Origin of the sequence: Mesobaculum littorinae (assembly GCF_004011175.1) — a bacterium.
In the GTDB taxonomy this organism is placed as follows: Bacteria; Pseudomonadota; Alphaproteobacteria; order Rhodobacterales; family Rhodobacteraceae; genus Tranquillimonas; species Tranquillimonas littorinae.
Genome location: NZ_RQXX01000010.1, coordinates 20,864 through 44,944 on the forward strand (window position 1 = coordinate 20,864; position 24,081 = coordinate 44,944).

General features: G+C 68.5%; 22 protein-coding genes. 8 read left to right on the forward strand and 14 right to left on the reverse strand.

Features of this window, described 5'->3' with window-relative positions; translation table 11 throughout:
• Window positions 1-317: 317 nt before the first annotated feature.
• From EKE94_RS17860 to EKE94_RS17880, 5 genes are all read right to left on the reverse strand, one after another.
• Window positions 318-1,385: a hypothetical protein gene (locus EKE94_RS17860; protein ID WP_127908000.1), complete on the reverse strand. Its 1,068-nt coding sequence runs from the start codon at window positions 1,383-1,385 to the stop codon at window positions 318-320.
• Window positions 1,386-1,395: 10 nt separating this feature from the next.
• Window positions 1,396-2,502, reverse strand: coding sequence for an ABC transporter ATP-binding protein (locus tag EKE94_RS17865; protein WP_127908001.1), 1,107 nt, complete (start codon window positions 2,500-2,502; stop codon window positions 1,396-1,398).
• Between the two features lie 6 nt (window positions 2,503-2,508).
• Window positions 2,509-3,387, reverse strand: coding sequence for a carbohydrate ABC transporter permease (locus EKE94_RS17870; RefSeq protein WP_127908002.1), 879 nt, complete (start codon window positions 3,385-3,387; stop codon window positions 2,509-2,511).
• Complete coding sequence (locus EKE94_RS17875; protein WP_127908003.1) at window positions 3,384-4,265, reverse strand: carbohydrate ABC transporter permease; 882 nt, start codon at window positions 4,263-4,265, stop codon at window positions 3,384-3,386. The genes EKE94_RS17870 and EKE94_RS17875 overlap by 4 nt, the downstream gene beginning before the upstream one ends.
• A gap of 161 nt (window positions 4,266-4,426) precedes the next feature.
• Window positions 4,427-5,677, reverse strand: coding sequence for an ABC transporter substrate-binding protein (locus tag EKE94_RS17880; protein WP_235856092.1), 1,251 nt, complete (start codon window positions 5,675-5,677; stop codon window positions 4,427-4,429).
• 174 nt (window positions 5,678-5,851) lie between these two features.
• Between EKE94_RS17880 and EKE94_RS17885 the strand changes: the two genes are divergently transcribed.
• Window positions 5,852-6,943: a LacI family DNA-binding transcriptional regulator gene (locus tag EKE94_RS17885; RefSeq protein WP_127908004.1), complete on the forward strand. Its 1,092-nt coding sequence runs from the start codon at window positions 5,852-5,854 to the stop codon at window positions 6,941-6,943.
• 2 nt (window positions 6,944-6,945) lie between these two features.
• Here the strand turns inward: EKE94_RS17885 and EKE94_RS17890 are convergent, their stop codons facing one another.
• Window positions 6,946-7,530, reverse strand: a complete 585-nt coding sequence (locus EKE94_RS17890) for a hypothetical protein (RefSeq protein WP_127908005.1) — start codon at window positions 7,528-7,530, stop codon at window positions 6,946-6,948.
• Between the two features lie 9 nt (window positions 7,531-7,539).
• Window positions 7,540-8,631 carry a cache domain-containing protein gene (locus EKE94_RS17895; protein ID WP_127908006.1) on the reverse strand — a complete coding sequence of 364 codons (1,092 nt, stop codon included), beginning with the start codon at window positions 8,629-8,631 and terminating at the stop codon, window positions 7,540-7,542.
• A gap of 259 nt (window positions 8,632-8,890) precedes the next feature.
• Between EKE94_RS17895 and EKE94_RS17900 the strand changes: the two genes are divergently transcribed.
• The 3 genes from EKE94_RS17900 (at window position 8,891) to EKE94_RS17910 (ending at window position 13,328) form a co-directional block, all read left to right on the forward strand.
• Window positions 8,891-10,063, forward strand: coding sequence for a glycosyl hydrolase family 8 (locus EKE94_RS17900; RefSeq protein ID WP_127908007.1), 1,173 nt, complete (start codon window positions 8,891-8,893; stop codon window positions 10,061-10,063).
• Window positions 10,064-10,168: 105 nt separating this feature from the next.
• Complete coding sequence (locus EKE94_RS17905; RefSeq protein WP_235856093.1) at window positions 10,169-11,344, forward strand: HlyD family efflux transporter periplasmic adaptor subunit; 1,176 nt, start codon at window positions 10,169-10,171, stop codon at window positions 11,342-11,344.
• Between the two features lies 1 nt (window position 11,345).
• Entirely contained in the window at window positions 11,346-13,328 is a 1,983-nt protein-coding gene (locus tag EKE94_RS17910) for a glycosyltransferase (protein WP_127908008.1), read from the forward strand.
• A 343-nt stretch (window positions 13,329-13,671) separates the two neighbouring features.
• Here the strand turns inward: EKE94_RS17910 and EKE94_RS17915 are convergent, their stop codons facing one another.
• The 6 genes from EKE94_RS17915 to EKE94_RS17930 form a co-directional block, all read right to left on the reverse strand.
• Window positions 13,672-14,751, reverse strand: a complete 1,080-nt coding sequence (locus EKE94_RS17915; protein WP_127908009.1) for a cache domain-containing protein — start codon at window positions 14,749-14,751, stop codon at window positions 13,672-13,674.
• Window positions 14,752-15,297: 546 nt separating this feature from the next.
• Window positions 15,298-15,600: a hypothetical protein gene (locus EKE94_RS17920; RefSeq protein WP_127908010.1), complete on the reverse strand. Its 303-nt coding sequence runs from the start codon at window positions 15,598-15,600 to the stop codon at window positions 15,298-15,300.
• Between the two features lie 562 nt (window positions 15,601-16,162).
• Window positions 16,163-16,351, reverse strand: coding sequence for a hypothetical protein (locus EKE94_RS17925; RefSeq protein ID WP_127908011.1), 189 nt, complete (start codon window positions 16,349-16,351; stop codon window positions 16,163-16,165).
• Window positions 16,336-16,458: a GTP-binding protein gene (locus EKE94_RS18990; RefSeq protein ID WP_235856094.1), complete on the reverse strand. Its 123-nt coding sequence runs from the start codon at window positions 16,456-16,458 to the stop codon at window positions 16,336-16,338. The genes EKE94_RS17925 and EKE94_RS18990 overlap by 16 nt, the downstream gene beginning before the upstream one ends.
• Window positions 16,455-16,601: a hypothetical protein gene (locus EKE94_RS18995; RefSeq protein ID WP_235856095.1), complete on the reverse strand. Its 147-nt coding sequence runs from the start codon at window positions 16,599-16,601 to the stop codon at window positions 16,455-16,457. Before EKE94_RS18995 ends, EKE94_RS18990 begins: the two co-directional genes overlap by 4 nt.
• Window positions 16,602-16,745: 144 nt before the next feature.
• On the reverse strand, window positions 16,746-17,279 hold the full coding sequence (locus EKE94_RS17930; RefSeq protein ID WP_235856096.1) for a GTP-binding protein: 534 nt from the start codon (window positions 17,277-17,279) through the stop codon (window positions 16,746-16,748).
• Window positions 17,280-18,063: 784 nt separating this feature from the next.
• Between EKE94_RS17930 and EKE94_RS17935 the strand changes: the two genes are divergently transcribed.
• Complete coding sequence (locus tag EKE94_RS17935) at window positions 18,064-19,065, forward strand: GNAT family N-acetyltransferase (RefSeq protein WP_127908012.1); 1,002 nt, start codon at window positions 18,064-18,066, stop codon at window positions 19,063-19,065.
• A gap of 162 nt (window positions 19,066-19,227) precedes the next feature.
• On the opposite strand, the gene EKE94_RS19180 is transcribed toward EKE94_RS17935, so the two are convergent.
• The gene (locus EKE94_RS19180; protein WP_328590513.1) at window positions 19,228-19,635 is read right to left on the reverse strand and encodes a hypothetical protein; all 408 of its coding nucleotides are present in this window, start codon (window positions 19,633-19,635) and stop codon (window positions 19,228-19,230) included.
• 541 nt (window positions 19,636-20,176) lie between these two features.
• On the opposite strand from EKE94_RS19180, the gene kdpF reads away from it, so the two are divergent.
• From kdpF to kdpA, 3 genes are all read left to right on the forward strand, one after another.
• Window positions 20,177-20,266, forward strand: coding sequence for a K(+)-transporting ATPase subunit F (kdpF, locus tag EKE94_RS17945; RefSeq protein WP_127908013.1), 90 nt, complete (start codon window positions 20,177-20,179; stop codon window positions 20,264-20,266).
• A gap of 12 nt (window positions 20,267-20,278) precedes the next feature.
• Entirely contained in the window at window positions 20,279-22,291 is a 2,013-nt protein-coding gene (gene kdpB / locus EKE94_RS17950) for a potassium-transporting ATPase subunit KdpB (RefSeq protein ID WP_127908014.1), read from the forward strand.
• A 99-nt stretch (window positions 22,292-22,390) separates the two neighbouring features.
• Entirely contained in the window at window positions 22,391-24,061 is a 1,671-nt protein-coding gene (gene kdpA, locus EKE94_RS17960; RefSeq protein WP_127908015.1) for a potassium-transporting ATPase subunit KdpA, read from the forward strand.
• Window positions 24,062-24,081 lie beyond the last annotated feature (20 nt).

A 24,081-nucleotide genomic window follows, 5' to 3' on the forward strand; every position in this document is an offset into this window, starting at 1 on the left:
CCATGGGTGGCCCGGACTGGCGCAGGCGCGCGGGACGCCCCCGGGACGGCCCCGGACAGCCCGCGGCGCGAGGGCCCTGGACAGCGCACGCACCCCGATTGAGCGAAAGCTGGCCCGAGAGGGCTCGCCCGACCATGATTGCGGTCGGTTCCTTGGCGTCAGGCCCTTGGCGTCAGGCCCGTGGCCGGACCAGCAAGGCGGGACATCGAAGACGCGCGCCCCGCCGTCCGCCGCGGGCCGTCGTGCCACCACGGGATATCGATCCGCTGCGCGGTCCGGAGCTGCGTATCCCGCCCCATGGCCGCAGCGTTGCGCGGCTAGGCGTCGGGCAGATCGGTGAGCGTCAGGCCATAGGCGGTGCGCCAGACGGTGCCGGCGGAGAGGGTCACCGCGACCGGGCGGCCGCCGGGGACATGCGGGGCGAGCGTCGTGTCGTCGAAGGCTGCCGCGCAGGGCTCGATCCCGATGCCGTGGAACCGGCCGCCCCAGGGCGTGCCGGTGCGGCCCCCGTTCGACAGCCACATCAGGAAGGAGGGAAAGGCGGTGCCGTCCCAGTCGAGCCGCAGGCGCAAGCCCTCGGACAGATAATCCACCTCGATCGACGGGGCGCCGCCATGGACCTGCACCAGCTCCTCCGCCAGCGCGCCGGGAGTGTGGGCCAGGTCCGCCGTGCCGCCCGCGGCAAGCGGGACCGCCGACAGGCTGTCGAAGGCGGCGCCGGGCGCAAGGCGCGACACCCCGGGTTCGAACACCCGCGGAAAGACGCGGCCCTGCGCGGGGCCGGCGTGGCGGATGCGGATGCCGCCCTCGGGCCAGGCGAGGATCGGATGCAGTCCCAGCGGCAGGGCGCAGTCCTGACGGACATGGACCGCAAGGGTCAGATCGACGCCGTCGGGACGGGTCCGGACCTCACGCTCCAGCCGCGCGACGGGGTGGCCTGCGGGATAGTCGATCGACATCCGCGCGCCGCCTTGTCCCAGTCCGTCCAGTCGCCACACGTGGTCCGAGCCGTAGCCGTGGTGCGCCGGGTCGACCGTCCCCGAGCCGAAGGGCACGCAGGGCCATTCGCCGCCCAGATGCGCGAGGTGCCCCGCCACCCCCGCGGCGGGCCAGGGCGCCTGCGCGAAGGGCTGCGCGACCCGGCCCGAGGGCAGCGTCAGACGCAGCCGCTGCAGCGCGCCGCCCACGGCGCGCAGATCGGCCCGGCCCTGCGGCCAGACCAGCGGCCAGACGCCGTCCTCGGCATCCCCGTGCTGTCGCCGCCCCCCGCCGGCCGGATACGGGCCATGGGCAACCGCGTCCGCTTGCGGATGCGGCGCGACGGTGCCGGCGGGCTGATCCTGCGCCCCGCCGGCCGGCTGCCGACCCGGTGTGTCCTCTTGCATCCGCGCGACCTCAGGCGATCCGCTCGCCGCTGTCGGGGTCGAAGATCACCGCCTTGTCGAGGTTGAAGGCCAGCGTCGCATCCTCGCCCTGCCGGATCGGGGCATCGGCGCGCAGGCGGCCGATCACGTCCTTGCCGCCCAGATCGGTCGTGCAGTAGGTGTCGGCGCCCGAAGGCTCCAGCACGTCGATGCGGCAGCTGGCCGTCTCGACCACCCGCGCGTTGCGGTCGGCGGCCTCTTCGTCGGTGATCGCCTCGGGGCGCAGTCCCAGAAGAACGCCGCGCCCGGCATAGGCCGCCACCGCCTCGGGCGCGGGCAGGACCAGCGGATCGCCCGCCTTGCGCGCGATGGAGAGCGTGGGGCCGTTCGGCCCCTGCCCCGCCTGCGCCGGGATCAGGTTCATCGAGGGCGAGCCCATGAACTCGGCCACGAAGGTGTTGACCGGGTTGTTGTAGATCTCGGCCGGCGTGCCCGCCTGTTGCAGCACCCCGCCCTTCAGCACCGCGATCTTGGTGGCCAGCGTCATCGCCTCGATCTGGTCGTGGGTGACGTAGACGATGGTGGCGCCCAGACGCTGGTGCAGCTTCTTGATCTCGGTGCGCATGTCGACGCGCAGCTTCGCATCGAGGTTCGACAGGGGTTCGTCGAACAGGAACACCTGCGGTTCGCGCACCAGCGCGCGGCCCATCGCGACCCGCTGGCGCTGGCCGCCGGACAGCTGGCTGGGCTTGCGGTCCAGAAGATCCTCGATCTGCAGAAGCGTCGCCACGCGATGCACGGCCTCGTCCCGCTCGGCCTTGGGGATCTTGCGGATCTCCATGCCGAAGGCGATGTTCCCGCGCACCGTCATGTTGGGATAAAGCGCGTAGCTTTGGAACACCATGGCGATGTCACGGTCGGCCGGCGCGAGGTCGTTGACCTTCTTGCCGGCGATGCGGATCTCGCCGCCGGTGATGTCCTCGAGCCCCGCGATCGAGTTCAGTAGCGTGGACTTGCCGCAGCCCGAGGGCCCGACGAGGACGAGGAACCCGCCCTCCTCGATCTCGATGTTGATATCCTTGAGGACCTTGGCCGCGCCATAGGACTTGTCCAGGCTGTCGATTTCCAGAGAACCCATAGTTCGCTACCCTTTCACGGCGCCCGACATCAGGCCGCGCACAAAGTAGCGACCCGAGACGATATAGACGATGAGCGTCGGCAGCGCCGCGAGAATGGCGCCGGCGAAATGCACGTTGTATTCCTTCACGCCCCCGGAGGACGAGACGAGGTTGTTGAGGGCCACGGTCATCGGCTGGCTGTCGAAGTCGCCGAACGAGACCCCGAAGAGGAAGTCGTTCCAGATGTTGGTGAACAGCCAGATCACGGTGACCACGATGATCGGGCCCGAGGACGGCAGAAGGATGCGGAAGAAGATGGTGAAGAACCCCGCCCCGTCGATCCGTGCCGCCCGGATCAGTTCGGTCGGGAAGGCCGCGTAGTAGTTGCGGAAAAAGAGCGTGGCGAAGCCCAGCCCATAGGCCGTGTGCACCAGCACCAGCCCCCAGGTCGTGCCCGCGATGCCGAGAAAGCCCAGCACCCGGGCGGCGGGGATCAGCGCGATCTGGAACGGGATGAAGCAGCCCAGAAGCATCATCCCGAACAGGATGTTGGCGCCGCGAAAGGTGTACTTCGTCAGGACGTAGCCGTTCAGGGCGCCCAGGATGGTGACGATGATCACCGCCGGCACGACCATCTTGATCGAGTTCCAGAAGTAGGGCTTCAGCCCCGTCGCCGCGACGCCCACCTTCGCCTCGGACCACGCCTGCGCCCAGGGTTCGAAGGTCAAGACCTGCGGCAGCGCCATCATGTTGCCCTGCCGGATCTCCTCGAGCGGCTTCACCGAGTTGGCGAGCATCACGTAGAGCGGCAGCAGGTAGTAGATCGCGAAGAGGATGAGGGCCGCGTAGAGCAGCGCGCGCAGGACGCGCCCGCCGTCGGGGCGGCTTTCGGTGCGCGCGCTCATTGGCCCGGCTCCCGCTTGGTCTCGGCATAGATGTAGGGGACGATGATGGCGAAGACCATCATCATCATGACGATCGCCGACGCCGCGCCGACGCCCATCTGGCTGCGCGAGAAGGTGTAGGAATACATGAAGGTGGCGGGCAGCTCGGTCGCCTGCCCCGGTCCGCCGCCGGTCAGCGCGACGACGAGGTCGTAGGACTTGATCGCGAGGTGCGCCAGCACGACGAAGGCCGACAGGAACACCGGCCGCATCATCGGGATGATGATCCGGCGATAGGTCGTGACGGTCGAGGCGCCGTCGATCCGCGCGGCCTTGATGATCTCGCCGTCGACGCCGCGCAGGCCCGCCAGGAACATCGCCATGACGAAGCCCGAGGATTGCCAGATCGCGGCGATGGCGACGCAGTAGATGGCCATGGTGCGGTCCTTGATCCAGCCGAACTGGAAGCTGTCCCAGCCCCATTGCTGCATCGTGTTCTCGATCCCGATGCCGGGGTCGAGGAACCATTTCCACGCCGTCCCCGTGACGATGAAGCTCAGCGCCATGGGATAGAGGTAGATCGGCCGCAACATGCCTTCGCCGCGGATCTTCTGGTCCAGCAGGATGGCAAGGAACAGACCCAGCGCACAGGACACGACGATGTAGAGCGTGCCGAAGATCGCCAGGTTCTTGACCGCCAGCCACCAGTGCGGAAGCTGCCAGAGCCGTTCGTAGTTGCGAAGGCCCACGAGGTCGTAGTTCGGCAGCATCGTCGAGGCCGTGAACGACAGATAGAGCGTGTAGGCGATGAAGCCGTAGACGAAGATCAGGACGATCACGAAACTCGGCGACAGGATAAGCTTGGGCAGCAAGGCGCCAAGGCGTCCTTTTGCGGTCATGGCAAAAATCCGGTGTGCTGGGGACGGGACGCGGCGATAGGGGGCGCGGCGGATCGGGGCGTTGCGGATCGGGCACCAGGGCGCGGCCACGACCGAACGGGCCCGCGCCTGGCGAAGGACGGCGACGCCCTGGCGCCGCCGTCCCCCCGATGGTCAGGCGATCACATCGCGTACTTGACGGCGTCGGCCAGCGCCTGCGGCGCTTCGTCGGTCGTCAGCGCACCGTTGAAGTGCTGGGTGATCACGTCCTGCATGGCGTTCTTCACCGCCGGCGGCGCGGCGTGGCCATGGGCCAGCGAACCGACCAGCGTGTCGCTCTCGGCTGCCTCGGCGATATCGGCCATGCTCTTCTTGCCACAGGCGTCGAACTCTTCGTCCGAAACGTCGGTGCGCGCGGGGACCGAGCCCTTGACGGTGTTGAAGGCGATCTGGAACTCGGGGTCCATGATAGCGGCTGCCATCTTGAGCTGCGCGTCGCGACGCTCTTCACCCACCTCGAACATCACGAACTGGTCGGTGTTGAAGGTGACCGACCCCTGCGTGCCGGGGAAGCGGATGCACTCGAAATCCTCGCCCGGGACCATGTCGGCGCGCAGGAACTCGCCCTTGGCCCAGTCGCCCATCTGCTGAACGCCGGCCTCGCCCTCGATCACCATCGCCGAGGCGAGGTTCCAGTCGCGGCCCGAGAAATTGTCGTCGACGTAGCCGCGCAGCTGCTCCATCCGTTCGAACACGGTGTGCATCTCGTCCGAGGTCAGCGCGTCTTCGTTCCGCTCCAGCACGGCGCTCTTGTAGAAATCCGTGCCCATCGACAGCACGACGTTTTCCCACAGCGTGGCGTCCTGCCAAGCCTGCCCACCATGGGCCAGCGGGGTAATCCCCTGCTCCTGGAACGCGTCCAGCATCGCGATGAAGCTGTCCCAGTCGGTCGGCGGCTCCATCCCGGCCTCGGTCAGGGCCTCGTCGCTGATCCACAGCCAGTTGGTCGAGTGCATGTTGACCGGCGCGGCGATCCAGTGGCCGTCGGCCTTGGAAAACTCCTGCAGCGCGGCAGGCACGACGTCGCCCCAGTTCTCTTCCTCGGCAACCTCATCGAGGTTGGCCACGGTGCCGGCATTCGCCCATTCGGTGATGTCGAAGCCCAGCATCTGCACCGCGGTCGGCGCGTTGCCCGAGGTGACGCGCGCCCGCAGCGTGGTCATCGCCGCGTCGCCCGCACCGCCGGCCACAGGCATGTCGGACCAGGTCACGCCCTCGGCTTCGAGGTTGGTCTTCAGCACCTCAAGCGCCGCGGCCTCGCCGCCGGCGGTCCACCAGTGCAGAACCTCGACCTCCTCCTGCGCGGTCGCGGCACCGGCCAAAAGCGCCGTCGCGGCGGCGCCGGCCATGAAGCGTTTCGCCATCATGTTCATTTCTTGCTCCTCCCAGTTGAGCATCAGTTGCGTGACAAAGCCTATTTATAACGATTAACTATGGCAAGCGGCTTCGATGGCCCGGCCCCGTCACCATGCGTCACGTCGCGCATGGGCTGCGCCCGGCCGATGTGGGATAAGGGCCGAAGCGGGGCACAGGAGCGGATGGATTGCATGACCGGACCGGGGAAAGACGCGGGCAAGCGGCCCACCCTGCGCTCGGTCGCCGAACGGGCGGGCGTGTCGGTCGCCACGGTATCGCGCGCGCTGAAGGACGACCCGCTGATCGCACGCGAGACGCGGGCGCGCATTGCCCGGCTGGTCAAGGAGGTGGGCTATACCCCCGACCGCGCCGCGCGGGGGCTGCGCACCGGGCGCAGCCACGTGATCTCGGTCCTGATCAGCCGGCATGACGAGATCCTGGGCTTCGGCTCATCCCTCATCTCGGGCATGAGCCGGGCGTTGCGCGGCACGCCCTACCACGTCACCGTCACCCCGATGTTCGAGGACGAGGAAGATCTGGCCCCGCTGCGCGAGCTTCTGCGCGGCCGGGCGGCGGACGGTGTCGTCTTTACCCGCACCCAGCCCGGCGATCCGCGGGTGCGGATGCTGATGAAAGCGGGGTTTCCCTTCGTCACCCATGGCCGGACCGACATCGCCGGGCACCCGTGGGTCGATTACGACAACGCCGCCTTCGGCCGGGCCGCGGTCGCGCAGCTGGCCGCGCAGGGGCGGCGGCGCGTGGCGATGATCGTGCCGCCGCCGCGCTTTACCTTCCACCGCTTCATGACGCAGGGCGTGGCCGAGGCGGCGCAGGCGGCGGGGATGGAGATCGACTGGTGCGATGGCATCGACCTCGACACCCCGGCCGAGGCGCTGCACGCCTATGTGCGCGACCGGCTGACAGGCCCCGGCCCTGCCGGCTGTCCGCGGCTCGACGGGCTTATCTGCAGCGGCGAGGTGTCGGCCATCGCGGCCAGCGCCGCCGTCACCGATGCGGGGCTCGTGCCGCAACGCGACGTGGGGCTGGTGGCAAAACAGACCACGCCGCTCTTTGGCCTGATGCGCCCGGCCCTGCCCGCGATCTACGAGGATATCGCCGGCGCGGGCGACGTCATGGCGCAGCTTCTGATGCGGGCGATCGACGGCGCCGCGCCGGGCGGGCTGCACCACCTGCAAACGCCCGACGATTGCACGGACGGGCCCGGCGGGCACGGGCCGGTCGCTGCGGCATGCGAAGCGGGGCAGATACCTAAAGCTAAGTAGGCTCAGAAGGTGTTGTAAGACACGCCCAGGAACACCTCTTCTGCGCGCACGCGATAGCCCGCGCGCAGACGCCACGGCCCGTCGCCCAGCCTGCGGGTGACGGCCACCGCCTGCTCTTCGTAGTCGCCGTTATCGCCGCCGGCCGTCAGCTCCAGGCTGATCCCGTTCGAGAAATTGGGCTGCACCAGGGTGAAGTAGCCGCCGTTGACCGTGTTGACCGACCCAAGAAGGAACAATCCGCCCCAGTCGGTCGGCCGATAGTGTTCGACCGCCAGGGTGGCGCCCAGCGACAGGCCCTCGTCCTCGGGCTTCTTCAGGCTTGGCCCGACCCGCAGGGTGGCGGTTTCGCCAAAGGCCGGAAAGGTGAAGCCGTAGGTGCCTGCGAGGTTCACCTCGGAGCCGTCACCGTAGCTTGACGCCGTCAGCGCGGCGCCCCAGGCGCCGCGGGTGGCGCTGGCGACGAAGGTCGAATCCGAGGGCGAGGCGTCGAACTGCAGGAACTCCTGCGCCCGGGCGGCCTGTGTCACGACCGCCAGTGAGAGACACAGGCCGCCCGCGGCCGCATCACGAAGAACACGCTGTTTCATCGTCACGGCCTACTCCGCCGGCTTGAGCGACGCCAGCCTTTGGCTGCCCAGACGGCCCTGCAGTAACGACAGCGCGGCCGACAGACGCTGGCTTTCCTCCGAGCTGCTGCTTTCGGTCGGATAGATATCCTCGCCCTGCGCGATGCGATCGGCTTCGCGGGCCAGCCGCAGGATCGGGCGCAGGAACACCGCGTTGTAGATCACCCCGCCGCCGATCAGCAGCACGACCAGGGCCAGCGCGCTCCATTTCAGGCTTTCCAGGAAGGGGCCCAGCCCGACCGTGACCGGGGCCGCCGGCACCTGCACAACCATCGACCAGTCGAAGTCGGGCATGTCGCCCGTCACGAGGTCGGGGAAGGTCTGCAGCAGGTACTTCCCACCGTCGCCATCCTCTTCCATGTGGACGTCCGCCGTGCCGATGCGTGCCATGGCCGCGGCGCGATCGGCCAGCGGACCCTCTTCGATCCGCGACATGATCACCTTGCCCTCGCGGTCCAGCACGGCGACATCGACGTTCAGCTCCTGCGCGGCGCGGCCGATGACCTGCTGCACCCATGACAGCCCGAGGCTGTAGACGAGAAGCCCGGCGGGGTGGCCGTCGGCATCGGCGACCGGGACCGACAGCGTCACGATGCCCTGGTTCGCGGCGCCGCCCTGCGGCCCCTCGGGTCGCCAGACATCGCTGACCGCCTGCCCCGACCGGCCGGCGTAGAACCACTTCTCGCCGCTGACGTCGAGGCCCTCGTACTGCCCGGACGAGCCCGCGCGGATCGTCCCGCCCGCGGTGACGAAGCCCGCCCAGGTCACGGCCTCGCTCGCCCGCGCGGCGGCGTCGACGAAGTTGCGGATGCCGCGGTAATCGTCGGGATCGGTCTGGCGCGCGACGGCCGAGATGCTGTGCCATTCGCGGTCGATCAGCCGCGACACCGACAGGCGCATCGCCTCGCCGCTGCGGGTCATCGACTCCGCCTGCAACTGACGTTCGTAGCCCTGAACCTGGGCGCGCAGCGGCACCACGACGATCAGCGCCACGGCGATGGCGATCAGGACCAGCCCGACACTGGCCGAGCGAAAGAGATTGGGGGATTTCTGCGTGAACACCTGCGGCCAGCTCCTGCAATTTTTAAACGTCATCAGCCCCGCAGTCAGAAGATACGGTTTGATGTTACGGTATGTTGAACCACACGATTTCATTTATCCGTTAATCATGTCTTAACTTGGGCGCCCGCAGCGACATTCCACCTGGGGGTGTACGCGGGGATCGGACCGCGCCCGCTGGGGAAATATACGCGCCAGGGGGCTTGAGCCGGGGCGCCCCACCGGGTCATGCTGACCCGCGCCCGCAGCCTGGACCCTGCCGATGACGACCAGACGCCGCACCTTGGGCCTATTGGCCACCGCAGCAATTGCCACGACCGGTTTGATCCCCGCCCTGCGGCAGGGGCGGGCCACCCCGCTGGACCATGGGGCCACCCCGGGCGCGCGCGCCGATGACGTCGAGGCAGCGGCCTCCCCCCTGCCCGGCTGGGACGCGTGGAAGGCTGCGTTCCTGCGCGAAGACGGCCGCGTGGTCGACGGCCAGCAAGGCGCGGTCAGCCATTCCGAGGGTCAGGGCTATGGCCTTCTTCTGGCGCAGGCGGCCGGCGACCGCGCGGCCTTCGACGGGATCGAGCGCTGGACGCGCGCGCATCTCGCCCGGCGAGAGGATTCGCTGATGGGCTGGCGCTGGCATCCCGACACCGGCCGGCTTGACCTGCAGACGGCGACCGACGGCGACCTCTTCCGCGCCTGGGCGCTGTGGCGCGCCGACCGGCAGTCGGGCTGGGGCAATCACGAGGCCGAGGTCGCGGCGATCGCCCGCGACCTGGCGGCGCTTTGCCTGATTCCCGACCCCCGCGCAGCGTCCGAACCGCTGCTCTCGCCCTTCGCACGGCCCGAAGGCGACGGCGATGCCATCCTCGTGAACCCGTCCTATTACATGAGCCGCGCGCTGCGGGAACTGGGCACCGCCACCGGGCGCGAGGCGCTGATCCGGGCGGCCGACCACGGCGAAACCCTTCTGGCCGACATCGCGGCGCGCGACTGGCTGCCCGACTGGCTGACCGTGACCGACGCCGGCCCGGTCGAGGCGACCGGCTATTTCCCCGGCCTGGGCTACGACGCCCTGCGCATCCCGCTCTACCTGACCTGGTCGGGCCGCGGCGACCACCCCGCGGTGGCGCTGGCGCAGCGGCTTCGCAGCGCGGTGCAGACCGGGCTACCGGCCGGGCATGTGCCGACGGTCATCGGACCCGCGGGCACCCTGCAGGACAGCAGCGACTACGCCGGCTACCGGAGGCTCTGGGCGGTCGTTTCGGCCGCATCCCGCGCGACGGCTTCGGGCGACGGGGCGCCCCCCGTCCCCCTTGCGGACGCGGCGAACCCGGGACAGCCGATCCTCGACACGCCCTCCAACCTGCCGGCCCCCTACTATCCCGCAACGCTGGATCTTCTGGCGCGCGTGGCGTGGCGGGAAGGCGGTCTTTCCCATTGACCCGACGGGCGGAATTCACATATCGCCGCCGCAATTCCATCCTTTCGTCGTATTTTTTGGATGGGAGGTGTGCTACGTATCACTATCTAAAGGGGAAATTCGCAGATGAAAGCCGTACGGCTCGGGGCTGGCCTGCTGATCATCATCATCGCCCTTTGGATCATCATCGGCGAGCAGCTTTCGGGCGCCAGCGCGAATGCCTATATCAACGCCCGCCTGACTACCCTGCGCACCCCGATCGCGGGGCGAGTCAGCTTTGAGCAGTCGACGTTGGGCGCCCGGATCGAACCGCAGGAAATCGTCGCCAGCGTTCAGGACGACCGCTCGGACGTGGTGCGGCGCGACGACCTGACGCTTGAACGCGCGCTGCAGGCCGCCGAGATCTCGCGCCTTGAAAAGCAGATGGTCGACATCGCCGCCTTTCGCACCCGGATGGAAGAGCGTCTGATCAGCTACCGCGAGGCGCGGATCCGCCAGATAACGATCCAGCTCGACCACGCGCGCGCCCGGCTCGACCTGCTGCGCGAGGCGGGGACGCTGGACCAGCGGGACGCGCGCCTGGCCGAGATCCTCGACGAGGAGGGCCAGCGCACCCGGGGCGAGCCGCTGACCTATCCGCTGGCGGTGGACTACGCCACGCAGCGGGTCGAGATCCTGGAGAACGCGCTGCAGGCCGCCGAGGCCGACAGCGTGTTTCTGGGCGACGGCTATAATGATGCGCCCTATGCCGAACAGCGCATGAACGAGCTCGACCAGCGCGAAACCGAGGTGCGGACCCTGCTGCAGGAGGCCCGCGCCCGGCTGCGCGCCCGCGACAGGCGGCTGGAGCAGGCCCGTACCACCGGGGCGCAGATGGCCGGTGCGGCGCTGACCGCAGACACGGATTCGCTTTTGTGGGAGATCCGCGCCAGCACGGGCGAGATCGTGCAGCGCGGCGACCCGATCGCCACGCTCGCAGATTGCCAGTCGCTCATCGTGTCGCTGTCGGTCACCGAAAATGTCTACAACACCCTGCGGCTGGGCCAGGCGGCTGTGTTCCGCCCCTCGGGCAGCTCCCGCACCTTCGATGCGACGGTGTCGCGATTGGCCGGCTCGGGCGCCGACACGATCTATCGTGACCTCGCCGTCGCGCCCGGCCCGCGGCACCTTGAGCGCTTCGATGTCACCCTGATCGTGCCCGGCCTGGCCGAAGATTCACAGCTGGACTGTGCCATCGGCCGCACCGGGCGGGTCTTCTTCGACACGCGCCCGCTGGACTGGCTGCGCGGCCTGAGCGGCTGACATGCTGTATCTCACCCCGCTGCAGTCTAGCGTGGTTCCGATCCTGCTGATCCTCGGCCTGCGGCTGGTGCTGCCATCCGTCCTGAACCCGACCCGGACTTGGCAACGCAGCCTGCTTTACGGCGGCTGCATCTTTCTGGGCGTGCGCTACGCGGTCTGGCGCGGCGTCGATACGCTGGCCCCGGTTGGGCTGACCGTCGACTACGCTACCAGCCTGTCGCTCTATATCGTCGAGGTGCTTGCCCTGATCGGCTCGATGAGCGCCTTCGTCCTGATGTCGCGCACCCGCGACCGCAGCGACGAGGCCGACACCCACGCGGGATGGTGGGGCGACCGGGGCGCACCGAAGGTCGCCGTGCTGATCGCCACCTACAACGAAGAGCTCGAGGTGCTCGAGCGCACCATCGTCGGGGCCCGCGCGCTGAACTATCCCAACAAGGCCGTCTATGTGCTGGACGACGGGCGGCGCGACTGGCTGCAGGATTACTGCGCCCGCCAGGGCGTGCACTACGTGCGGCGGCCCGACAACAAGGGGTCGAAGGCCGGCAACATCAACCACGCCCTGACCCGTCTGGCAGCCGAGCCCGCGCCGCCCGACTTCATCGCCGTGCTCGACGCCGATTTCGTCCCCCACCGCGCCTTTCTGGCGCGCACCATGGCGCTGTTCCACGACCCCACGGTCGGCCTCGTGCAGACGCCGCAGCATTTCTTCAATGCAGACCCGATCCAGCACAACCTGGGGCTTGAGAAATCCTACCCCGACGAACAGCGCTATTTCTTCGACCACATGCAGCCGGCGCGCGACGCCTGGGGTTTGGCGATCTGCTGCGGCACCTCGTCGGTATCGCGCTTTTCCGCGGTGCAGGAGCTGGGTGGGTTTCCGACCGACAGCGTGACCGAGGATTTCATGCTGACGATGGCGCTGCAGGCCCGCGGCCACCAAACCGTCTACCTCAACGAGGCGCTGACCGAGGGGCTGGCGCCGGAGGGGCTGAAGGAATACGTGACCCAGCGGGCGCGCTGGTGCCTGGGGCTCATGCAGATCGCGCGGTCACGGCTGGGGCCCTTCAGCCGCGAAAAGATCCGCCTGCGCGATCGGTGGAGCGTCATCGACTCGGTGTTCTACTGGCTGCCGTCCTTCGTCTTCCGCCTCGCGGCCTTTGTCTATCCGCTGCTCTACTGGTTCTTCAACATTACCGTCGTGGACGCGCAGGTGCCCGACGTGATCTCGTATTTCGGGACCTATTACGCCTGGGTCCTGCTGACGACGACGCTGCTGTCGCCGGGCATGATCGTGCCGTTCTTTCACGATGTCAGCCAGCTTCTGGGGGCGATCCCGATCGCCCGCGCGGCCGTGGTGGGGCTGCTCAAGCCCAAGGGCCACCCTTTCAGCGTGACGGCCAAGGGCGGCGATCGCAGCCGCATCGTGGTGCAATGGAGGATCATGCGGCCCTTCGCGATCCTCTGGGGGCTGACCTTCCTCGGGCTGACGCTGGGCATCCTTTTCGACAGCTTCGCCTATTACGACGCGGGCGACGGCAAGAGCGTGGTGTTGTTCTGGACGATCTACAACCTGCTGGTCCTGACCATCGCGGTCATCGCCTGCATCGAGCTTCCGCGCCGCGAACGGCACGTCGCCGACGCGCCCGAGCGCACGCTGGTCGAGCTGCCGGACGGCGGCTCGCAGGCCGTGTGGCTGAGCGAGCTCACCCGCACAACGGCGGTCCTGCGCGGCCTGCGCCTGCCCGAGAACAGCGCGCTGCGGCTGGCCCTGCGCGATGTCGGGCCGGTCGATGGCTACGTGGTGGGCGTGGGCAGCGACAGCACGGTGGTGCAACTGGTCCTGGGCGCGGCAGAGCACGAGGCCCTGATCGTGCGCCTGCATGCCGAGGACAACACCCCCGGGGTCCAGCGCAGCAATATCGGCAACGTCCTGCGCGACTTCGGCTCCCGCCTCATCCGCACAGGCCAGAACCGCGGCTGATCGGCGACGGACCTGCCAATCAGGCAGACCCTGGAGCTGGGAGCTGGGAGCTGGGAGCTGGGAGCTGGGAGCTGGGAGCTGGGGGGTGTGCCCCGGGGCCATTCGGGGCAAGCATATCAGGCGTCGCAGCGGGACAACGTCCGGGGCTCCAGTTCTGGGTTTACGACGGCGGCTGGGAGTGCGGGAGAGCGGACGTGGGACTGGCTAAGCCATTGCCGCGGCCCCGGAGAGACGCGGGTCTGCCCGGCCGCGATCGCCCCGGGGCCGCCACGGGTCCCCACGGGGGCGGATCTGCGGCGGCGCAGGCTTGGGCCCCGGCGGCGGCCCAAGGGGGCTCAGGGGCCTATTCGGCGCCTTGGCGCAGGCCACCCTCCATCAGGCGGGACTGGATGCGCACCAGAGCCGAGGACAGCGTCGCGCTTTCGCGCGAGCTGTGGCGCGCCGGCGGATAGACCTCTTCGCCGTCGGCGATCGCCGAGGCGACGCGCGACAGCTCGGAGATCGGGCGCAGGAAATGCACCGCGTAGAACACCGTCGCCAGCGCAAGGGCCAGGAAGAGGCTCGCGATGGCAAGGCTCATCTTGGTCATGAAGGCCGTCAGGCTGGTCTGCCCCTCATGCGCGGGCACGCGGACGATCAGGTCCCAGCCGAAGGGCGGCATCGCGCCCTGCAGCATGTTCGGGAACACCCCGGTGACGTGCGAGCCGTCGAACCGGGTCAGGTCATGGCCCGTCGCGGACAGGTTCAGGATCTCGGGCGCGATGGGATCGTCGATCAGTTCGTTCAGCTCGAAGATCTCCCGTCCACCGGTGTCGCGCACCACGATATCCACGTCCAGTTCGCGCGCGGCCTGCGCCATGTAGTCGGTCACCCAGTCGACCTTCATGCTGTAGACGACCACGCCCACGGCATTGCCGAAGGAATCGCGGATCGGGGTCGACAGGTCGATCAGTCCCCGCGACTGGCCGGGCACGTTGCGCATCGCTTCGGGGACGTAGACGTCGCCCACCGTGCCGCCGTTCATGCCGTCACGGAACCAGGCGAGGTTGCGCACGGACGTGCCTTTGCCCTCGCCCCCTGTCCCCGCCAGAAGACGCCCGTTGGCCTTCGCGATACCGACCCAAGCGATCGCCGCGGTCGCCCGCGGCACCGCCTCGACGAAGTTGCCCGCGCTTTCCGACGTGCTGATGTCGACCTGGCCCGCGACGGCTTCGAGGCTGCCCCATTCCCGTTCCAGCGTTTTTGAAACCGCCAGCTCCAGCGCGTGGCCCGCCCGCATCACGCCTTCGGACTGCACGTTGCGTTCGAAGGCACCGACATGGTTTCGGATCGGCAGCGACACCACGACCAAAGCCACGACGAAGGCCACGATGGCCGAAGCCAGAAGGGCCGTGGAAAGCCTTGGGAAACGACGTTCGGCCATGGAACTGGATACTCCTCAACTGAGACCGGGGGCCAAGGGCCGCACACACGCGCGGCGGACTGGACCACGGATTGTACCGAGGAACATGGCGTATTTAGGGCCGGTTTCGCGCGCAGCCGGGGCGCCGTCACGACGGGACTGTTACGGGAGCGAGTGCAGGGGGGGCGGGCACTGGGGGGCGGGCACTGGGGGGCGGGAACAGAGGAACGGGCACAGGGGAGCGGTGTCGGACGTTCGAGCCGGCGGGGCAGTGCCCGCGCGGTGCCGGCAAAGCGGGTGTGACGCTGCAATCGCGCGCCCCCGTCCCCATCCAGGCGTCAAGACCAGAGGGCCCGGGCGGCCCGTGTCGCCCCACCCCTGTCGGCTTACCCCTGCCCGATTCCTCCCCCCGGGACCCGTCAGGCCCCGGCCCCCTCGGGCGCGGCCAGACCGGACCGAACGGCGCCGGGTCATGCTTGGGGATGTCGCCGATCCAGGCCATGCGCCGGTTGAGCAGGCCCAGCATCCGGCGGACCACCCCCGCATTCGCGGCGGCGCGGGCCGGTCCTAGCCGTGTGCATCCGGCGACCGGTGGGGTGTCGGCATGCTTCCTAAGCGGCGCACCGAGGGCTGTGCCGCGGCCTCGCCGACAAGGATGGGCGCCAGCGACGGCGTCACGGCGAGGCCCGTCAGATCGAGCCCGGTCGAACCGCGGATGACGCGGGCTTCGGCGCCGTCCCGGAACCCGGCGATCACGCCGTTCTGGCCGGGCAAGGCCCGCACCATCGTGCCACGCTGCCCGCCGCCGTCGGCGACGCCGAGCGGCCGCTGGCCCAACGGCCCGTCCTTGAAGTGGAAGGGCCAGCACACGGCACGGTCCGCCGGTGGCGAGGTGCGGCGCCTTTCCCACCCACTCCAGCCCGCGGGGCTTGGCCGGGTCGGCCGACATCCGCATGTCCAGCTTGTCGCGCGGGCGCCAGCCGTGCAGCGCGTTCTCCTGCATGACCGTGACCGCGTACTTGCCGTTCGGGCTGAAGGTGATGCCGATATGCGACCCGGCCCATTTGAGCGCGGTCGATGTCCAGCGACTTGTCCCACGCTCCCAGATCGTGGCGCCGCCGTAGCGGGCGGCGCCCAGCCGCGTGCCGTTTGGGTCGAAGCGCAGCCCGTCCACGGTGCTGGGATGTTCGAAGGTCTCGCTCCGCGCGCCCCGGGGTTCAGAGCAGGGACCCTACCCCCCCACCGAGCAGGCGGCGAGGCCCGCGCCGGAAGGCATGGCCACGCAGTCGACCCAGCCGCGTCCGAAGGCCGCGAGCACTTCGCCATGGCCGTCGGCAGAGATCCGGCAGAGGCGGCCCTCGTCGCCCCCGGCCACGACGGCAGCCGTACCGCAGGGCACCATCGCCAGCACCACGCCGCGATGCGCCGTGACCTATCGCAGGGCGGGATCGGCGCCGAAGATCCGCACCGAACCGTCGCCACGCGCGGTCATCAGGGTTTCGCCCAGGGCAGTCGCGGCGGTGACGGGCGCGCCGGTCTCAACGGTTTGCCCGTCGGCCTGCAACGGGCTGGGCAGGAACCGCGGCGCCTCGTCCAGCTCGGGGATCAGGCCGAGTTGCATGCCGCGAACCCGTCTCCCAGCCCCATGCCCTCAAATCCGCGCCCGATGAATAGCAGCCGCAAGCGGCGCGCCTCGCCCTCGATCAGCATCTGGACGCCCTGGATCACGACGCGGTCGTCGACGCCATCAATGTTCTGGATCCCTTCAACCGCCGAGTATCCCGCCCCTTGTCCTGCAGCAGCTGCCCGAACCATTCGTGGAACGTGTCGGTGTCGAGCAGCGTGTCGACATGCAGCGACACGCCCGCCACGTCGTCATCGTGTTCGCGGGCGTGGCCCTCTTCCAGAAAATGCGGCTCGATCTCGCGCGCGCTTGAGGTCGAGTGCGTCCTGTCACAGCATGCTGTCCAGCGGCACGGCGCGGTTCCGGCTGTGCACGACCCGTGCGCAGGGGGTCATCGCGCGGATGCGCCTCGACCCGGGAAACCTGCGCGGCATCGACAAAGTCGATCCTGTTCAGCACGACCCGGGTCGGCGAAGGCCGGCTGTCCGGCCGCTTCGTGGCTGGCGTCGAACTGGCGCTCGATATGATGCGCGTCGACCAGCGGGACGACGGCGTTACGCCGGATCTTCGCGGCCACGTCGGGATCGACGAAGACCGTCTGTGCCACCGGGGCGAGATCGACCGGCCCGGTGGTTTCCAGCAGGATGGCGTCGAACTTGTCGGGCCGCTTCATCGGCTCGCCCGGGATGCGGATGAGGTCCCCGCGGCCGGTGCAGCAGATGCAAGCGTTGTTCATCTCGAACACCTCCTCGTCGGTATCGACCAGGAGGTCGTTGTCGGTGCCCTGCTCGCCGCATTGGTTGACGATCACGGCGTAGCACTTGCCGTGCTGTTCGGTGAGGATGCGGTTCAGCAACGTCGTCCAGCAGGTCCCGAGGACTCCGGTCGGCACTGTCACGGGGAACTGGGGTGTCCTGGTCACCATGCCTCTCTCAGTTGGTCAGCGCATCCGCCGCGGGGGGCCCGACGGTCGCAGAGGTGGATGAGAGGGGACAATGCGGCGCGAGGCTGGCATGACGCGCGGGTGGACGGCCCGGCCCCGAGCCTCCGGCAGGGGCGCGCGCCAAGACGGTGGTGCGGGGGCTGTGCACGGGGTCCGTGCCGCTTGCGCCCCCTGCCCCTGACCCGGTCTGCCCCGATTGCCTGCAACGTGCGCGGCGGCGGGGCGACAGGCGGGCGGTGCGGATACTTGGGCGTGAACCTTCGGCCATGCCCGCCCGCCCGCTGCCGTCATGGGCGTCAGGGACCGAGGCCAACACAAGGCCGGACAGCATCGTGAACGCCGTTGCGGCCGATGCCATTTCCGATCCTTCACGAGGCACCTTCCACGGTCGACCTGCCCCGCGCCACCACGCGTCCGCTTCGCCAGTCGAGGGGCGATGCCTCCCGCGCCGATCAACTGCATCGCTCCTCTGGCCCGCCGGCCGCGCTGCAGGGAACCTGCCTGCTGCTCACCCCTCCGGTCCGCAGTCGCACCGGGCGCGTCCCCGTTCCCCGTCTTCGCAAGGCGCTCCCCGGCAAAAGGGGCAAGAGCGCGGCCAGCCCGCGTCCGACGGGCGTGCCGCGCGCCTCCGGCCCTCTGCCCGATCGCCCTGCGACCGGGCCTGCGGGTTGCCAGGCGTCCCGCGATTTGCCCTGATGCGACCGACGCGCGCCGCTCCGTCCGCTGCGTGGCCGCGCCGCCCCGAAGTCATCGAAGGTCAGACGCCGTGTCCCCCATCATCCGCCCTGCCAACACCGACGACATTCCGAGCATCACGGACCTGCTCGTCCGCGAGGCCGAGGCGCGGTGCGCCATCGATCCGGTTCTCTGGACAGTGGCCCCGGACGCTGCCGCCCGGACCGACCACGCCCTGAAAGAGGCCCTGACCGCCGCCCACCAGCCCTTTCGCCAGATCTGGCAGATCGCCGAGCAGGACGGCAGGATCATCGGCGTCCTCCATGCGATGTGCCTTCCGGTGCCGCCGATCTACGCCGGGCGTCACGGGGAACCGGGGCTGATCCTGCCGGACAGCGCCGTCGCGCCGGATGCGCCCGACGGCACCGTCGATGCCCTGGTCGGCTCGGCCGAGCATGCGCTGGCCGATGCCGGGGCATCGATCCTGCTGACCGCCCACGTCACCGGCGCAACGTGGCAGGACGTCTTCCGGGCGCGGAGTTACGAGCCGCTGACGCTCTATCTCTCGCGGGCCGACATAGGCGCCGACATCGCGCCCCCGGACACCGAGACGCGTCCGGCAACCGAGGCGGACGTGCCCGGGATCGTGGCACGCTCGGCCGAGCACAGGCGCGTCCTCGCCCGGATCGACCCATTCTGGGAGACGCACCCAGACGCCGATGCCCGCTTTGCCGCGTGGATGACGAAAAGCCTGGGCCTGGCCGATCGCGACATGCGGGTCGCGGGCGCGTCGCCGGACCTGCAGGGCTACATCATAGCGCAACCGGCCTCCCGGCTGCATTTCCCCCCGACCCACGACATCGCCGGCACCGGGGTGATCGACGACTTCCACCACCTCGACCTGGCGGACCCCGCCGTGACGCCCCGGGACGGCCACGGCGCAAGGGCGCTGTTGCGCTCTGCCGAAACCGCGATGGCCGCGAGGGGGAGGCGCGCCGCCTTCGTGGTCTGCCCCGCGGCATGGCATTCGAAGGCGGAGCTGTTGAAAGACGCGGGCTACGGGCTGGCGATGGTCTGGTCGATCAAGCGTTGACGGCATCGGGGGGCAAGCCGCGCACGGCCCGGCCCGCAGGGCCGCCGCCGATCGGACACGTCGTCTTGCACATGTCCGCCACCGGTCACGGCCCAGGCGCCCGTCTGTCCTGTCCGTTCAGATAGCCCACCCGTTCCGCGACCCGACCGGACCGCGAGGCTGTTACGCGTCGCGGCGCGGCTCGTCCTGTTCACCGTCGTCTTCGTCGACCTTGCCGTCCGCGTCGGCCACGGCGGTGCCGGGAGCGGGATCGTCCTGCGCGACATCCTCCTCGGCCACCTCCGCTACGGCGTCCTCGGCATCGCCGTCCGCGTCGGCCTCTTCGGGGTCGGTTTCCTCGGTCTTGATGTCCGGGTCGCTGTAGTTGGCGGGGTCGTAGTCTTCGGGGTCGTAAGCCTCTTCGCCGTCGCCGATGCCGGTCACGTGCGTGGTGCCGGTTTCGTGGTTGTACACCAGTCCGTAGGTCGCCTGACCCTCGGACTTGTAGCGCAGGAATTCGTGGATGCCTGCGTAGATGAAGGCAACGATGAAGGGCAACAGGATAAGGGCTGCGAGAAAGCGGGCTTCCATGCGGGGCGGTCCGGTTACAGGGGGGGCATTACCCGAGGCGGAGACAGGTCTTCCAATGTTCCTGATCGGCAGAGACTGGGTTGCATGACGTCTCCCTGACCTCGTGTTTCGGCGGGTGCAGCGGCAGAACGTCCATGCCGCTGCACGGCGAATGTGGCCCCCATGGTTTCGAAAGCGGGGCCGAGGGTCAAGCCGGTTCCGGTCGGACCGCGCCCGCCCTGCCCCGCCTCCGGGCCGCACGCCCGACCGGGCCGGGACGCCCAGCCGGGTCATGGAGGCCGCTCGGCGCGACTGCACAGAACCTGCCGGGGCGTTCGATCCCCCGGTCTGATCACGCGATCCATGCGTTGGCAGCGAAGAAAGCCCTGTGGCACGAGGGTCCTCAAGGGCAGCGCCGCGACCACGCACGCCGGTCGCCGCATCTGGTCGGTGACTGAGATCTTTATGCATTTCTTATGCCGTGGCGCCGAACCTCACATGGCGATCTTACGGCGTGAGGGCCCATCTCCTCCTCAGCGAATTCCGCTTTGGAGTGACCATCATGATGTTCGATCTCGTTCTCGGTGGCGTCGTGGCCGCCGGGCTCCTCGTTTATCTCGTCGCCGTCCTCGTGCGGCCCGAGCGGTTCTGAGGACCCCGTGCGATGACACGACCGACATCTTCCATGTTTTCCCGCGAACTGGCCGGGGAAGCCTTGCGTCAGAGCTTCGTCAAGCTCGACCCGAAATATCTCATCCGCAATCCGGTCATGTTCACGACATCGATCGTGGCCGTGCTGGTAACCGTGCTGTTCTTGCGGACGCTTGTGACCGGACAAGGCGATCCCGTATTCGAGGCGCAGCTAGTCCTTTGGCTCTGGCTCACGGTGCTCTTCGGCAATTTCGCCGAGGCGCTCGCCGAGGGGCGGGGCAAGGCTCAGGCCGCGTCGCTTCGGTCGACCAAGGCCGAGCTTGAAGGCAAGCGCCTGAAGGGTGAACGGACCGAAACCGTCGCCGCGAGCAGCCTGCGCGCAGGCGACATCGTGCTCGTCGAGACCGGCGATCTGATCCCGGCGGACGGTGAGGTGATCGGGGGCGTCGCGTCCGTGAACGAAGCGGCGATCACCGGCGAGTCCGCCCCGGTCATTCGAGAGGCCGGCGGCGACCGCTCGGCCGTCACGGCGGGCACGCGGGTCATCTCGGACTGGATCAAGGTCAAGGTGACGGCCGAGCCTGGGGAAGGTTTCCTCGACCGGATGATCGCACTTGTCGAGGGCGCAAGCCGCGCGAAGACGCCAAACGAGATCGCGCTGACCGTTCTGCTCACAGGCCTCACCCTCATCTTCCTTGTCGCGGTCGGCACGCTGCCCGCCTTTGCGGCCTATGTCGGCGGGTCGATCGCGGTTCCCGTTCTCGTCGCGCTGTTCGTTGCGCTCATTCCCACGACCATATCGGCACTTCTGTCGGCGATCGGCATCGCGGGCATGGACCGGCTGATCCGGTTCAACGTGCTCGCCAAATCCGGCCGCGCGGTCGAAGCCGCGGGCGACATCGACACATTGCTGCTCGACAAGACGGGCACGATCACCCTCGGAGATCGTCAGGCCACCGAATTCATGCCTCTTTCCGGCATCCGGGAGGCAGACCTCGTCGGCGCTGCCCGGCTGGCCTCGCTCGCCGATGAGACGCCGGAGGGACGGTCCATCGTCGCGCTTGCCGGAGCAGGAGAGACGATGCCCGGGTCCGCGGCACCGGTCGCCTTCACGGCCCAGACCCGCGTCAGCGGCATCGACATCGGCGATCGGTCGATCCGCAAGGGAGCCGTTGACGCTGTCCTGAGGCTGCACGACTTCGATCCCGGCTCGGTGCGCGAGCTCAAATCGCTGACCGACAAGATCAGTCGAGCAGGCGGCACGCCGCTGGCCGTCGCTGATGGAAACCGGCTTCTTGGCGCGGTGTATCTCAAGGACATCGTCAAGGCAGGCATCAAGGAACGCTTTGCCGAGCTGCGCCGGATGGGCATCCGCACCGTGATGATCACCGGCGACAACCCCCTGACCGCGGCGGCGATCGCGGCGGAGTCGGGTGTGGACGATTTCCTTGCCGAGGCCACACCCGAAGACAAGCTCGAGCTGATCCGCAAGGAGCAGACGGGAGGCAAGCTTGTGGCCATGTGCGGCGACGGGACCAACGACGCGCCCGCGCTGGCGCAGTCGGATGTGGGCGTTGCGATGAACACCGGCACGCAGGCCGCGCGCGAGGCCGGCAACATGGTCGATCTCGACAACAACCCCACGAAGCTCATCGAGGTCGTCGGCATCGGCAAGCAGCTCCTGATGACCCGAGGCGCGCTCACCACGTTCTCGATCTCGAACGATGTCGCGAAGTACTTCGCAATTCTGCCTGCGATCTTCGTCGCGCTCTATCCCGGCCTCGGCGCGCTCAACGTCATGAACCTCGCCAGCCCCGAGAGCGCGATCCTGTCAGCGATCATCTTCAACGCACTCATCATCCCGCTGCTGGTGCCGCTGGCGATTCGGGGAGTGAGCTACCGACCCCAGAGCGCTGCGCGCCTTCTCGTGCGCAATCTCGGCATCTACGGCGTCGGCGGGCTCGTCGTGCCCTTTGTCGGTATCAAGCTCATCGACATGGCCGTCTCCGGCCTCGGCCTCGCCTGAAGGAGCCAGACCGAATGATCCTCGTCACCTATGCGCTCGGCGCGCTCATATTCGCAGGCCTCCTCGGCCTCGTGACCCTTCTGTCGAAGGATTGACCCGATGGAACACATAGTCGTCGTCACACTCATCATTGGCGGCACGGCCCTGCTGTCGCTGCCTCTCGGGACCTACATGGCCTGGGCCATGGATCCCGGCTCGACATCGCCGCGCGGGACCCGTTTCACCGCCCTGTTCGAACGCGTCGCAGGCCCCGGGGCCGCAACGGGTCAGAGCTGGCAGCGCTACCTCGCGACGCTGCTGATGTTCAATGTCGTCATGTTCAGCGTCTCGTTCGCGATCCTCGCCTTGCAGCAGCATCTGCCGCTCAATCCGGACGGCAAGGGCGCACTCGATCCAACGCTGATCTTCAACACGGCGGCGTCGTTTACTACGAACACGAACCTGCAGCACTATTCGGGCGAGGTCTCGATGAGTTACCTCAGCCAGCTCGCGGCGCTCATGTGGCTGCAATTCGTGTCCGCCGCGACCGGCATCGCCGCGCTTGCCGCCCTCGCTCGCGGCATCGCCGGGCGCGAGACGATCGGTAGTTTCGTGGTCGATGTACAGCGGGCGAGCTTCCTCGTGCTCCTGCCGCTCTGCTTGCTCGTGGCGCCGGTGATGGTTCTTCTCGGCATGCCGATGACGCTTCAGGGCGCGGTGCAGGCCACCACGCTCGAGGGCGCCGCGCAGACGATATCGCGCGGGCCTGTCACCGCGTTCCTGACGATCAAGCAGCTCGGCACGAATGGCGGCGGCTTCTTTGGCCCGAACTCCACGCATCCGCTCGAAAACCCGAGCTTCTGGACCAACGCGCTCGCCATGATCGCGATCATCCTAGTTCCGATGGCCTGCGTGTGGATGTTTGGCCGCATCATCGGACGGATGCGTCACGCCACCGTGGTCTTTGCGGTCATGACGTTGTTCCTCCTGGTGAAGATCGGCGCTGCCGTGACCTTCGAAGCCGCGCCGACGGCTGCGCTCACAGGCCTGCCCGTGGCGGAGTCCTCGAACCTCGAAGGCAAGGAGCTGCGCCTTGGCGCGACCACGGGCCCTCTCTGGGCAGTTCTTACAACCTCGACGTCGAACGGCTCGGTAGGTGCGATGCATGACAGCCTCAATCCGCTGACCGGGCTCGTGCCTATGGCCGGCATGTGGCTCAACGCGACCTTCGGAGGTGTCGGCGTGGGCATGATCAACATGTTCCTCTACATCATCGTCGCCGTCTTCGTCGCCGGCATGATGGTCGGCCGGACGCCGGAATATCTCGGGCACCGGATCGAGGCCAAGGAAATGCGTCTTGCCGTGCTCGCGCTGTTTGTCCACGCGTTCCTGATCCTTGGTGGCACCGCACTCTTCGCGGCGACCCCTTGGGGCCAGTCGGCCGTGCAGGATGCCGGTGCGCACGGATTTTCCGAGATCCTTTACGAGTTTTCCTCGGCGAGCGCGAACAACGGTTCCGGGTTCGAGGGGCTCGGCGACGGATCGTGGGCGTTCAATATCGCCACCGGGATCGTCATGCTCGTTGGTCGCTTCCTGCCGATCATCCTGCCGATCGCGATCGTCGGCAGTCTGATGGCCAAGCGCCGGGCGGCGGAGAGTTCCGGGACACTTGGCGTCGAGGACGCGACCTTCGGCAGCATGCTCGCCATCACGGTCGTCATCTTCGGCGCTCTGACCTTCTTGCCGGCCGCGGCCCTCGGGCCGATCGCCGAGCATGTCTCACTGCCCTGAGCGAACCGAACTGGAGCAAG